Raw genomic sequence first — 13103 nt, forward strand, 5'->3', positions numbered from 1 at the left:
GTCATGACGACTTTTGACATCGTTATCCGCAACGGCATGATCGTGACCGCCACGGATAAATATACTGCCGATATCGGAATAAACGGCTCAAAGATCGTCGATATCGGTTTCGACCTGAAAGGCCATGAGACGATTGATGCCACCGGCCTGCTCGTCTTGCCGGGCGGAATTGACGGTCATTGTCATATCGAACAGGAAGAAGCCGACGGCACGATCCATGAAGACGATTTCGTCTCCGCCACCGGATCGGCACTGCTGGGCGGAACCACAACGGTCGTCTGTTTCGCGTCCCACGTCCCCGGCCGGGGCCTTGTGGAGCAGTTCGACGCCTATCGCGAAAAAGGCGGCAATTCCCGCATTGATTTCGCCATCCACCAAATCATCACCCGCACTGACGAACAGACCATCCGCGACGACATTCCCGTCGTGGCCGAGCGTGGCGCGGCAGGACTGAAGGTCTTCATGACCTATGACGATTTCCATCTGACGGACGGCCAGTTTCTTCAGGTTCTGGAAGCGGCCCGCAAAAGCGACATCATCGTATCCGTCCACTGCGAGAACTATGACGCCATCCGTCACCTGATCCTGCAGCACCTCGCGGAAGGCCGCACCGAGCCGCACGGGCACGCAACCTCGCGTCCGCCTGCCGTAGAGCGTGAAGCCACATACCGCGCCATGACAATGAGCGAACTGGTTGACCGGAAGATCCAGATCTTTCACGTCTCCTGCCCCGACGTCGCCGAAGAGATCGCCCGCGCCCAGTCCCGGGATGTGAAAGTCGTTGCAGAAACCTGCCCGCATTACCTGACCCTGACGGAAGACGACCTCAAGCGGGACGGTTTTGAGGGGACGAAATATATCTGCAGCCCGCCTCTGCGCACGAAAGCCGCTCAGGACGGCATGTGGCAGTATCTTCGCAACGGTGTCATCAGCATCATTTCTTCGGATCACTGCGGCTATACGTTTGATGGGACCATCGGCAAGGGACGCCACGGCCGGGATGCGGATTTCTCGCTGATTCCCAATGGTATGCCGGGCCTCGGAACACGCCTTCCGGTCTTCTACGATGCCGCCATCAACGGCGGAAAAATCGACCTGACGGACTTCGTACGCCTGACCGCCACCACCCCGGCCCAGCGCTACGGGCTCTATCCCGAAAAAGGAACGATTGCTCCGGGTTCGGACGCGGATCTCGTCCTGTGGGACCCGAACAAATCCGTCACGATCACCAACGCCCTGTTCCAGAGCAATATCGACTACACGCCCTATGAAGGGCGGCAGGTTCAGGGGTGGCCGGTCAAGGTGTTCCAGAGAGGCGTGCTGGCCATGGACAACGGCACCGTCACCGCCCAGCCCGGCACGGGACGCTTCCTCAGGTCACGCCGGGGCTGAGGCTTTCGCCCCAGCGTCCTGAGTGAAGGCCGACTTACCGGTCGGCCAGAACCGGGTCAGCGAAGCGGCGGTTTTCAAGAACCGGAAGCACGCGCCGCGCATGGGCAATCCGCTCACGATCCAGTGTGGCAAAACCCAGAGCGGGCGCTTCACCCAACGCGAGCGTAATCACGCCCAGCGGATCGACCACCATGCTGGCGCCGCAGTTGCGCGCGCCACATTCTCCGACCGCCACGACATAACAGGTGTTCTCCAGAGCCCGCGCCACGGCCATGATTTCCCAGTGCCGTTCCTTCATCGGGCCTCTGACCCAGGCTGCGGGCAACAATATGGCCTCGGCCCCCGCCAGAGCGAGATGGCGCGCCAGTTCCGGGAAGCGCACATCATAGCAGGTCATCAGACCGACTTTCATGTCACCGATCTGCACGATGGGCGGCAGCTCCAGCCCCGGCGATGTCCGCTGGGATTCCTTCATGCTGAACGCATCGTAGAGATGCAGCTTGCGATACTGTGCGATAAACGCCCCGTCGCGCAGGACGAACTGCGTGTTGTAGAACCGTCCGTGCCCGTCCGGCACATTCACACATCCCGCCACGGCAATGCCCTGGCTGGCGGCACGCAGTCCTTCCATGAACGGGCCATCCAGCGGCTGTGCCGTCTGAGGCAGAAGCTCCGGATTGTTGATGTCCTGCGCCAGAATGCCTTCGGGCAGAAGCAGCAGTTCAGCGCCGCCCGCCTTTGCCTGCGCGATCAGATCCAGACATTGCCGCTGGTTGGTTTCCCAGTCCGGCGCAACAGCAAACTGTCCCAGAGCAACTTTCATCATCGCATTCCATTTTCCAAAAGAGCGGATACACGCCCAGATCCAGGCTCCCACCATGCCCGACCCGTACGTCACGGTGAAGATGCAGGAGGTTGATACTTTTTATTACAGGAACAAATTCCTCAAACAGGAATCAGGAAAAAATAAATTCTAAAACAAATTCCGGAAAATAAAACATAAATTCCGAATAATATAATGTATTAATAATATTAATCAGCTTATCTCCTTAAATTTTCAGACAAGTTTTATCAAAATTTATCCTGATTTTTTCTTTCCTCAGTTCAGACCAACATTCCTATCTTTAAAAAAGACTTCACGATTCCGTTATGTTGATCAGATCCCTCCGAGAATATTGTCACTTTCCCGCCCGTCCCTTGCGGTTTCCGGCCTTCTGCCATTCCTCTGAAAATATTTTTAAGAGCTATCGGGCCCATGTTCATGCACATGCTCCTGACATCTTTTGACACGGGGGATTACTTGATTCTGCTCACCTTTCACATGCTGCGGTCCCTGCGTTATTCGGGACGCACATCCCTGTTTCTTGGAACGGCTCTGGGCGCACTCGCACTGAGCGCACAGGCACGCGCCGACGACGATATTGTTTCGAAAATGGAACAGGAAATGAGCCGCCTTCAGGCCGCTCAGGCCCATGTGCAGGAAGAACAGCGCGCCATCAATCACGACATGGCCCTCCTGAAAGCAGAAATCGCCCGACACCACGCCTCAGGCGCATCACCGATCCGCACCACCTCCCCCCATGCCGAACAGATTGCTACACAGGAAAATCATTCCGGGCACATCATCACCGCATCCGTCCATCATCACGGCAACAAAACGACTGAACCGCCCGAAACCTCCGGTGTCGAGCGTGAAATGACAGCATCCTCCGGTTCGGAGCCAGTGCGAGGCGCTCATGCACGGCGCGACAGGGTGTCCCTCTCGCCAAGCGGACGTGACCTGATAGACACCGGCAAAGGATCTGAACTTGCCGTTGTGGGGCATCGCGCCGAAGACGTTCTGGTTCATTTCGCAGAGAACGGCGTCGGCCCTCATCCGCGCGAAACTGTTGGCGCACAGTCTGCGGGTGCAATTGGTGATCACGGGGTTTTCCATCTTGGCCCCGTCACACTCATGCTGGGTGGGTTCGTCGATACCGCCGCTGTGCTCGAAAACCGCCATATCGCTTCGGACACGTTCAACTACTGGCAGGACATGCCGTATCCAAATGAGCCGCGCTATCACACCAACAATTTTACGGGCGGCGCGCGTTACAGCCGCCTGTCCCTGCTGGCACGCGGCAATATTGATTCGGAATCAACGATTTCCGGTTTCTTTGAATCCGATTTCGGCGCCGGTGCTGTCACGACTGACCCCTACGAAAGCAACAGCTACTCCTTCCGTCTGCGTCAGGCCTATCTCGCCTATGACGACAATACGGAAGGCTGGCATTTCCTCGGCGGTCAGGCCTGGAGCCTCCTGACGCCGGGCCGTGCAGGCATCGTCGCGCGGCAGGAAAGTCTTCCGGAAACCATTGAGGCGTCCATGCTCGCAGGCCAGACATGGTCCCGGCAATGGCAGGTCCGCATCGTGAAGGATTTCTTCCATCACCGCCTGTGGACCGGCCTTTCCATTGAAAATCCTGCCACGCTGTATGATACGACCGGCTTTTCAAACACGAACGGCGCTGTCGCGATGCCCAATGGCTCGACCGTCACGATCGGCGAAAACGGCGTTGGACTGACCAATGATACGACCAATTTTTCCAACGAAATCGCCCCGGATGTCATTGGTAAGGTCGCTTACGATCCCGTCTGGGGTCACTACGAAATGGAAGGCATCCTGCACTTCCCCCATGACCGCGTAACCATGGGCCATACCGGCCATAACAACACCGCTGTCGGCGGAGGAGCGGGTGGTTCCATGATCCTGCCCCTCATCCCCGGTAAACTGGAACTGCGTATGGCTGGCCTCGCGGGCTGGGGCATCAACCGCTACGGCTCCGTGCTGCTGCCCGACGCCACGCTCAAGGCCAATGGCAGCCCTGATCCACTCTTCGGCGTTCAGGCGCAGGCGGGCATCATCGCGCATCCCAATCCGCGGATTGATGTGTACGGATACTTTGGCACACAGCGCGTCGGCCATTCCTATTTCAACCAGAACGGCGGGTCTTACGGCTACGGCAACCCCGCCTACTCCAACGCTGGCTGTCTTCAGGAACTCTCCACCCTGTCCTGCACCGCCAACACACGCGGCGTGTCCGAAGTCACGATTGGCGGCTGGTGGCGCTTCTTCAAGGGCAAGTTCGGAACTGTCGAGGCGGGCACACAGCTTGCCTATTCCCGACGTCAGATCTGGTCCGGCATCGGTGGCGATCCACATACCAGCATGAGTCAAATCTTCTTCGACTTCCGCTACCTGCCCTTCCAGTAAGAGCCCCCTGCACCGGGCAGATTCACTTCTGCTCCGGTGCCTCCTGATCGTCGCGACCAAAGAACCGCGCATAAAGCGTCGGCAGGACAAACAGCGTCAGCAACGTGGAGGACATCAGCCCTCCAATCACGACAGACGCCAGAGGTCGCTCAACTTCCGCGCCCGATCCCCCCGAAAACGCCATCGGGAAAAAGCCCAGACTGGCTACGGATGCCGTCGCCAAAACCGGTCGCAACCGGCTCCGAGCCGCCTGAAACGCCGCATCCGCCGCTGCCAGCCCCTGTTCCCGGAACACGCGGATCTGGCTGACCAGCACCACACCGTTCAGGATCGCCACACCGAACAGTGCGATGAACCCGATCCCTGCCGCAATACTGAAAGGCAGCCCACGCAGCGCCAGCATGAAAATGCCGCCCGTCGCCGCCATCGGCAGGTTGGCAAACACGAGCGACGCCGCGCCGAACGATCCCAGAGCCGCCACGAGCAGCAGGAAAATCAGCGCCAGCGCGATCGGCACAACAATGAACAGACGGTGCAGCGCCGATTGCAGATTGCGGAACTGCCCGGCCCAGACCATTCGGTAGCCCTGTGGCAATTTCACAGTCTGCACCACCGCTTTCTGGGCAGCCGCCACGAACGAACTGACGTCCCGCCCGCGAATATTGGCCTGAACGATCACCCGGCGGTGGATATTGTCCCGGTCGATGCGCGGCACACCATCCGACAGCACAATGTCCGCGACCTGTGACAGCAGAACCCAGCCTTTTCCATCCGCCCGGCGCACCTGTAGATGCCCGATCCTGTCCGGCGAACTAACCGCATCCGCCCGTAGACGCACCTGCGTGGGAATGATCGCGCCTTGCACCGTCACGGGCTTGCCCACATGACCGCCCACGGCCTCCACCACTGCCAGAATATCCGGTACCGCGACCCCAAGCCGTGCGGCAGCATCGCGGTTGACGTCGATATGCAGGAACGGCACCGTCCCGCTTCCCTGCAACGCGACATCCGCCGCGCCCCGCACGGTTTGCAGCGTCGTGACAACCTGTCCGGCAATGCGGTTCAGTTCCGACAGGTCATCGCCATAGACCGAAATCGCAAGCTGTGTCCTGACCCCGGCGAGCAGGTCGTCCATCCGCATCTGGATCGGCTGAGACCACGAATATGCCGCATCCGGCAGGGTTTTCTGCAGGGCGTCATTGATTTTCGTGACCAGTTCCGTCTGGGTAGACGCCGTTTTCCATTCGTCATGGGGACGCAGGAAAACGAACGTATCGGTCTCGTTCGTCCCCATAGGGTCGGTCGGGATCGCCGCCGTCCCCGTGCTGCTCACAACCGTCCGGACTTCGGGGAAAGAGCGCAGGATCTTTTCCTCCGCCGTCACGCTCGCCAGCACTGTCTCCAGCGAAGCCCCCGGCAGGCGCGTCGAGGTCACGACCAGCGAGCCTTCCTCAAGCTGCGGCACGAACTCCCCACCTAGCCGACCGCCGATCAGTATCGCCACCAGAAATGCCACACCCGTGACGATCAGCAGCCGCCCGCTATGGTGCTCGGTCCAGCGCAGGGCGGGTTCGTAATACCGACGCACGGTCCGGACGAACACGGTTTCCCGGTCCGCCTGAACCTTGCGCATCAGCATTGCCGCAAGAACCGGCACGCAGACGAAGCAGTAAACCAGCGACGCCAGCAGGGCCATGATAACCGTCTGCGCCATCGGCCGGAACATCTTGCCCTCGATGCCCTGAAGCGTGAGCACCGGCAGATAGACCATGATGATGACGAAAATTGCAAAACTCACCGGCCGCACCACGGCATGCGCCGCGTCCGCTGTCAGCGCGGCAAAGGGCTTTCCTTCCCGGTTTTCGCCACGCTCGACCATGATGTGCTCCACCACGACGAGCGAACTGTCCACGATCATCCCGAAATCAATCGCGCCCAGACTCAGCAGATTGGCCGACACGCCAAACAGCCGCATCCCCGCCATCGCCGCGACCAGCGACGCCGGAATGACGGACACGATCACCAGCGCCGCTCGCCAGTCCCCCAGAACGACCACCAGCACGAACAGCACCAGAACCGCACCGATCAACAGGTTTTCCTTGACCGTGTGGATGGTCTGGCCCGTCAGATCCGCCCGGCTGTAAAACGGCTCCAGCGTGACACCCGGCGGCAGGGACTGGCGGATCGTCGGCAGGACATGCCGGATCGCATCCAGCGTCGCATTCGAACTTGCGCCGGTCTGCATCATCACGACGCCAATGACTGCCTCGCCCTGCCCGTCCCGCGTCACGGCTCCAAGCCGCGTGCGCGGCCCTGCGGACACAACACCCATGTCGCGCAGGCGGATCACATGACCATTCGTGCCGAACTTCACGGGGATGGCGCCAAAATCCGCCAGACTGCCCACGAGCGCACGCCCGACCACGACATTCTGCTCGGCATGATGCGCGATCCAGCCACCACCCGATGAGGCATTATTGGTGTCCACGGCCTGAACGATGTCGCCGATCGACACACCAAACGCCCGCATCCGAGCCGGATCGACCGCCACCTGATACGTCTCGACCGCCCCGCCATTGACGTTGACATCCACCACGCCCGGCACCAGCCGAAGCTGCGGCACGACCGTCCAGGTCATGAGCCGGTTCAGTTCCATCAGCGACAGGCCACCGCCGCGGATCTGGAGCTGCATGATCTCACCCATGCCCGTCGCAAGTGGTCCCATCGACACACTCACACCCGGTAGCGTGATGCTGTCTCGCGCCGCCTGCAACCGTTCCGATACCCGCGCCCGGTCCAGATCAATATCCGTCGCATCATCGAACTGGAGATAGACCGCCGACACCCCCGTCCGCGACACGGACCGCAGATCCGTCACGCCCGGAATTCCGGTCAGGCTGGCCTCGACGGGGAAGGTGATGAGCTTCTCGACCTCTTCCGTCGCCAGCCCCGGAGCCGTAACGGAGACCATGACCTGTTTGGGCGAAATATCCGGCACCGGCTCGACCGGCAGTCCCGGCACGGTCATGATCCCGCCGATCATCAGCGCGACGAGCAGACCCAGCAGGACAAAACGGTTGGACTGGAAAAAACGCAGCATGAAACCCGCTCAGTCCGTATCCAGCCCGCTGACGAGCGACATGGATTTCAGGGCAAAACTGCCTTCCGTCACCACGCTGTCCCCCACTTTCAAAGGGCCCTGCACGACGGCGCTTTCATCGGTAGCCAGCCTGACCCGGACTTCGCGCGGCGCATACTGGCCTTCCGACGTCTGAACATAAACAAGATCATGCCCCTCGATCGTCTGCACCGCGTCGGCCGGGACGATCATGCCCTCAACAGCCTCGCTGGTTTCAAGGGTCGCATCCAGCATCACCCCCGGCCTCAAAAACGCCACCGGCCGGTCCACGACACAGACGACCTTGACCAGCCCCGTCACTGGGTCCGCAACGCCGTCGATCGTCGTAATCTTCGCACGGAACGGCTCGGCCCGCGCATTGCCCGAAGGCCGAACCGTCACGACGCTTCCCACACTTAATCGGGACACTTCATCGGGCCGCAGATCCGCGACGATCCACACGCCCGACAGATCTACAACCGTCGCCACGGCCTGCCCCGGCGTCACATCCGACGCTACGGAGGTCTGGATGGACTGCACCACACCCCGCACCGGCGAAATAAGCGTGGAGGCTTCGTCCTGCACGATCTTTTCCGTCACGGAAGTGAACTCTTCTGTCAGGCGGTGTTCGATCAGCCCGATATCCGCTTCCCGCGCCACGACCATACTGCGGGCCTGCTGCACCGCTGCCTGACGTCGCCGCACTTCCCCGACCGACACGGTACTGCCGACAAGCGCCTGCCCCCGCCGGTAGGCCAGTTCGGCCTCCCCGAGCGTCGCTTTCGCCGAAGCCAGAGCCGCCTGATCCTGCTCCATCTGAAGATGCAGCACATGCAGTGAATGATCGGTGTAATCAATAAGCGCCTGCCCCGGCTCCACGGTCTGCCCCGGCGTCACCCGGACCGCCGTGACCTTGCCGTCGCCACTCGCACGGATCACGACCGTCCGGGACAGATCCGCACTCGCCTGAGCCAGCGCAGAGACCGTGTCATGCAAGGCTCCCTGCCGGACAATCGCAGTCCGCAGATGCTCCGCATCCCGCGCCTGCGCCCCCAGTGTCAGCGGCTGCATCCAGCCCGGCGTTTCAGCCGCATGCGCACAATTCAGAGCACATGCAGCCACCCCGACAAGCAGAAAACGTGAAAAGCGGCTCATGGAATGGTCCCCGTCGCAATGCCCATCCGGATAACGGCCGCATGCCAAGCAATTTCTGCACGATTCAGGTCCAGCAGCGCGCGATACGCATCCGTCCGGGCCCGAAGCGCCTCGATCAGTGGCGTCTCGCCTACCCGCCAGGACCGCTCCATCCCGTCTGCTCGGTGCAGCATGGAACTGGCTTCGATACGGGCATTGGAACGCGCGCCGGTCGCCGCCACCAGCCGCGCCCGGACCTGCGCCATCTCGTTCCGCACGGCCCGGCGCGCCTCGACCTCCTGTCGTGTTGCCGCAGCCATGCGGTCCCGGGCGGCAGATTCCTGCGGCGTATTCGTCACTGCACTCGGCAGCGGCACCCGCAGATTGACGCCCACCTGCGTATCCCACGGACTGCCATACTGCCCCTGATCGATCGCATCGACGCCCACTTCGGGGTTGGGCATGAAGCTCCTGCGGACCAGCTTCATCTGGTTCTGCGCCGCAATCACGGCCTGATGCGTCGCCCGCACACGCGGATCAATGTCTTCAACCCAGCGTCCGTCATTCGCCCGCGTCAGCGCCAGCCAGTGGTCATCCGCCTGCGTGATATCCGGCACCCCCGGCAGACCGGTCAGGGTCCGCAACTGGCTCGCAGTGGTTTCGATGTCCTCGGCAGCCATGTCGGCTTCAGTCCGGGCTTGGGCAAGCTGCGCCTCCACGGCCTGCTGGTCGGACATTGCGGTTTCGCCCGAACGCTCGGCCCGCTGCACATCGGCCTCGATCCGGCGCAAGGCGGACACTGTCGCCAGTGCAGCAGTCTGCCGACGCATCGCCATAATCGCAGCCCCGGTCGCATCCACGACCCGTACCGCAACAGACATGCGCTCCACATCCAAGCGAACGGTCGCAGTTTTCGCTTCAGCCTTCGCAACATTCTCGGTCGCCGTGCCCTGACCCGGTAGCCAGAGCGGCACTGAGACACCCCCCTGCCAGGTGATATAGCCGTGATTGTCCCCGCTGATGCGGTCGTCATAATATTCACCGCTCAGCGTCGGGCCGCCCGCAAACCAGGACTGCGCCGCCTTCGCCCGCGCATCCGCGGACTCCTGATTGGTCTCAAGCTCGATCCGGACGGGATCGTTTTTCCAGGCCGCAGCAATCGCATCATGCATCGAAAGTGGTGCGGCCATACTCCCTTCGGCACGGCCGCAATCTGCGCCTGCGAGGCAGATTACGGCCACAAGCGCCACGCTGGCCAGCAGCCTGCGCGACACTCCTGCACACTGCGCAACGCAAAGGGGATGAAATGCCATTCCCGTCTCATCCCCCGACCGACAGGACGTGTCAACGGACGGAAATGCGACTCTTTTGCCCAATTCCGTATGCCGCACACGGCCCCCGCGCCAATTGCTCCCCTTCCCAAACGATCTTATGACTCCAAGCTAAGAGTTATTCTCATTTGAGGCCCGACACCCATGCTGATCCACATCCCGAACGTCCTTACTCCCGAACAGGTCCGCCATTTCCGCGGCAGGCTGGAAGCGGCCGAATGGACGGATGGCCGCATCACCGCCGGAGAACAGTCCGCACAGGCCAAACTGAACCTCCAGATCCCGCAGGACTCTGCGGAATGCCGAGAGCTTGGGGAAATCATCCTGCGCGCCCTGGGCCGCAATCCGACATTCAACAGTGCCGCTCTGCCATTGCGCGTCTATCCGCCGCTTTTCAACCGCTACGATACCGGCATGCATTTCGATGCCCATGTGGACAATGCCATCCGCCCTGTTCCCGGCACGGGCATGCGCATCCGGACCGACGTGTCCTCCACGCTGTTCCTCACCGGCCCGGAGGAATATGAAGGCGGCGAACTCGTCATTCAGGACACTTACGGCACCCAGAGTGTGAAACTTCCTGCCGGGGATATGGTGCTCTATCCCTCGACCAGCCTGCACAGTGTCAACCGCATCACCAGCGGCAGTCGCTGGGCCTCGTTCTTCTGGTCCCAGTCCATGGTACGTGACGACACGAAACGCAGACTGCTCTACGACTTCGACTGCTCCATCATCGAAACCCGTAAAGCCCTGCCGGACAGCCACCCTGCCGTCCTCGGCCTGACATCGACCTATCACAACCTTCTGCGGCAATGGGCGGAACTCTGAATCCGACCGTAACATTCCCGGTTATCGACACATATAAAAACAGGAAAACGGGTTCTCAAGCACATATCAGAGGCGTTATGGAAGATCAGATTGCTGACGCGGTCTGACAAAAACCATCTTTATTGAAAGAGATTAAATAAAAGCTGACATCATCCGCGCAGAAAAGAAAAAATCCTGCAACAAATCCGGGAACGCTCCACCCGAACATACCCGGACAGCCTTTTAACGAACGTTTAATTATTGTAGGATAATAGTCAATTCTCCTATCGAGAGAGTCAATTCGGGTGATGGAAAAGCAAAAGGATGACTTCAGGGAAAGCCTGAATTCTGTCCAAAACTGGCCTCAGGGCGCCCGTGATGACTTTGTCCTTCACGCCCTGGACTGTTCCGCTATTGTCGCCATCACCGATACACGCGGTCGCATTCTTTCAGTCAACAACCGGTTTGAGGAAATCAGCGGTTATACCCGTGATCAACTCATCGGAAACGACCACCGCATGCTGCGTTCAAAGCAGCACGACAAGAAATTCTTCCGACAGATGTACCGCACAATTGCCTCAGGGAATGTCTGGCACGGCGAAATCTGCAATCGTCGTCAGGATGGCAGCCTTTACTGGGTCGACACCACAATTGTACCCCATATTTCGGAAAGCGGAAAAGTCACGAGCTATGTGGCCATCCGCTTTGACATCACTGACCGCAAGCAGGCTGAAAACCATCTCAAATCAAGTCGGCAGAAATTACAGAAAGTCGTCAATACCGATTTCCTGACCAAGATTTCCAACCGACTGCATTTTTCCCATATCCTGCGCAAGACCCTCCGCACGAGCACCGCAAGCCATCTCTGTCTGGCCCTGCTCGACATCGACACCTTCAAAACAATCAACGATACGTCCGGCCATGATTCCGGCGACCGCCTTTTGCGCAAGGTCGCCGAAAAACTGCAGGAATTCGAAAGCGAGAACTGTTTCATCGCCCGCATCGGCGGTGATGAATTTGCCGTCCTCATGACAGGCGACACTCTGGCTCTTTTTGAAACGATCCTTCAGGACATCCTGGAGCAGATGCGCTTCAGCATCCGCAACCGGACCATGACCCATGCCTGTACCGTGAGTATCGGTTATGTGTCCGTGCCCCTCTCCGATGCGCGGGAGAAAACTCTCCTGAAATGCGCCGATCTGGCCCTTTATGCCGCAAAGACCGAAGGCCGAAACCGCATGCGGGAATACCATCCCGTCATGGAGGAAAAACTGGACCTCGCGGCCCGTCTGCGTCGGCGCGTTCAGACCGGTTTGCGAGATCAGAGCATCAAAGTCTTCTATCAGCCGATTTTTTCCCTCAGCATCCCCGGGCGTATTTCATTTGAAGCCCTCCTGCACTGGGACCACCCACAGCATAAAGTACTTTCTCCGCAGTATTTTCCTGAGGTGTTTGAAGACCACAGCCTGACCATGACCCTGAATACTTTCGTAACGCACAGGGTTATGGAAGATGTGAGCAGACTTCGCGAACAAAACATCCGCTTTGAGCGCATCGCCATCAACATCACATCCTGCGATTTCGAGAATACCGACTTTTTCCGTAAACTCGACAGCCTTGCAGATGGCATGAATGTTCCGCTCAATTCTCTAGCACTCGAAATTACCGAAAATATCTTTTCCCGACCGCACCACCAGCAGGTCGAGCGCGAACTTGATACCCTGCATCGCAAGGGGGTCCAGATTTCGCTGGACGATTTCGGCACGGGCTTTGCGTCCCTGACCCATCTCAAAACCATCACGTTCGACTACGTCAAGATCAACCGCGCATTCGTGGCAGGCCTGGAGCGTCATGGGACCGATGCGGCAATCATCAGGGGAGTGATCGACATCGTCCACAGCCTCGGACGCAAGGTGGTCGCTGAAGGGATCAGGAGCGCCTCACAGGTCCGCGCGCTTCTGGAAATGGAATGTGATTTCGTGCAGGGAGATTTTCTGTGCGAAGCGGTGCCTGTGATGGACATCCCGGATGCACTGGAAAAAATCCGGTACAAGGCGCTTCTGTAAAG

General features: G+C 59.7%; 8 protein-coding genes. 4 read left to right on the top strand and 4 right to left on the bottom strand.

Features of this window, described 5'->3' with window-relative positions; genetic code table 11:
• The first annotated feature begins 3 nt into the window (after positions 1–3).
• Entirely contained in the window at positions 4–1392 is a 1389-nt protein-coding gene (gene hydA, locus JK213_RS06610; protein WP_194261733.1) for a dihydropyrimidinase, read from the top strand.
• 34 nt (positions 1393–1426) lie between these two features.
• On the opposite strand, the gene JK213_RS06615 is transcribed toward hydA, so the two are convergent.
• Entirely contained in the window at positions 1427–2290 is an 864-nt protein-coding gene (locus JK213_RS06615; protein WP_349291791.1) for a deaminated glutathione amidase, read from the bottom strand.
• Between the two features lie 423 nt (positions 2291–2713).
• Here JK213_RS06615 and JK213_RS06620 point away from each other — a divergent pair, with 423 nt between their 5' ends.
• Positions 2714–4645: a hypothetical protein gene (locus JK213_RS06620; RefSeq protein ID WP_211571327.1), complete on the top strand. Its 1932-nt coding sequence runs from the start codon at positions 2714–2716 to the stop codon at positions 4643–4645.
• A gap of 22 nt (positions 4646–4667) precedes the next feature.
• Here JK213_RS06620 and JK213_RS06625 read toward each other — a convergent pair whose 3' ends face one another.
• Genes JK213_RS06625 through JK213_RS06635 form a run of 3 tightly spaced genes read right to left on the bottom strand, consistent with a single transcriptional unit; the run spans position 4668 to position 10087 of the window.
• The gene (locus JK213_RS06625) at positions 4668–7745 is read right to left on the bottom strand and encodes an efflux RND transporter permease subunit (protein WP_194261732.1); all 3078 of its coding nucleotides are present in this window, start codon (positions 7743–7745) and stop codon (positions 4668–4670) included.
• A 9-nt stretch (positions 7746–7754) separates the two neighbouring features.
• Entirely contained in the window at positions 7755–8918 is a 1164-nt protein-coding gene (locus tag JK213_RS06630) for an efflux RND transporter periplasmic adaptor subunit (RefSeq protein WP_194261731.1), read from the bottom strand.
• Complete coding sequence (locus JK213_RS06635; protein WP_194261940.1) at positions 8915–10087, bottom strand: TolC family protein; 1173 nt, start codon at positions 10085–10087, stop codon at positions 8915–8917. Before JK213_RS06635 ends, JK213_RS06630 begins: the two co-directional genes overlap by 4 nt.
• A gap of 285 nt (positions 10088–10372) precedes the next feature.
• Between JK213_RS06635 and JK213_RS06640 the strand changes: the two genes are divergently transcribed.
• On the top strand, positions 10373–11056 hold the full coding sequence (locus JK213_RS06640; protein WP_194261730.1) for a Fe2+-dependent dioxygenase: 684 nt from the start codon (positions 10373–10375) through the stop codon (positions 11054–11056).
• Positions 11057–11343: 287 nt separating this feature from the next.
• Positions 11344–13101: a bifunctional diguanylate cyclase/phosphodiesterase gene (locus tag JK213_RS06645; RefSeq protein ID WP_194261729.1), complete on the top strand. Its 1758-nt coding sequence runs from the start codon at positions 11344–11346 to the stop codon at positions 13099–13101.
• Positions 13102–13103: the final 2 nt, after the last annotated feature.

Source organism: Gluconobacter sp. Dm-44, assembly GCF_018256175.1.
Taxonomy (GTDB): Bacteria; Pseudomonadota; Alphaproteobacteria; order Acetobacterales; family Acetobacteraceae; genus Gluconobacter; species Gluconobacter cadivus.

What these genes read in the sequence shown, in the direction of transcription:
- hydA (WP_194261733.1), top strand. Translation starts at nt 4, where the DNA reads ATGACGACTTTTGACATCGTTATCCGCAACGGCATGATCGTGACCGCC.
- JK213_RS06620 (WP_211571327.1), top strand. Translation starts at nt 2,714, where the DNA reads ATGCTGCGGTCCCTGCGTTATTCGGGACGCACATCCCTGTTTCTTGGA.
- JK213_RS06625 (WP_194261732.1), bottom strand. Translation starts at nt 7,745, where the DNA reads ATGCTGCGTTTTTTCCAGTCCAACCGTTTTGTCCTGCTGGGTCTGCTC.
- JK213_RS06630 (WP_194261731.1), bottom strand. Translation starts at nt 8,918, where the DNA reads ATGAGCCGCTTTTCACGTTTTCTGCTTGTCGGGGTGGCTGCATGTGCT.
- JK213_RS06635 (WP_194261940.1), bottom strand. Translation starts at nt 10,087, where the DNA reads ATGGCCGCACCACTTTCGATGCATGATGCGATTGCTGCGGCCTGGAAA.
- JK213_RS06640 (WP_194261730.1), top strand. Translation starts at nt 10,373, where the DNA reads ATGCTGATCCACATCCCGAACGTCCTTACTCCCGAACAGGTCCGCCAT.
- JK213_RS06645 (WP_194261729.1), top strand. Translation starts at nt 11,344, where the DNA reads ATGGAAAAGCAAAAGGATGACTTCAGGGAAAGCCTGAATTCTGTCCAA.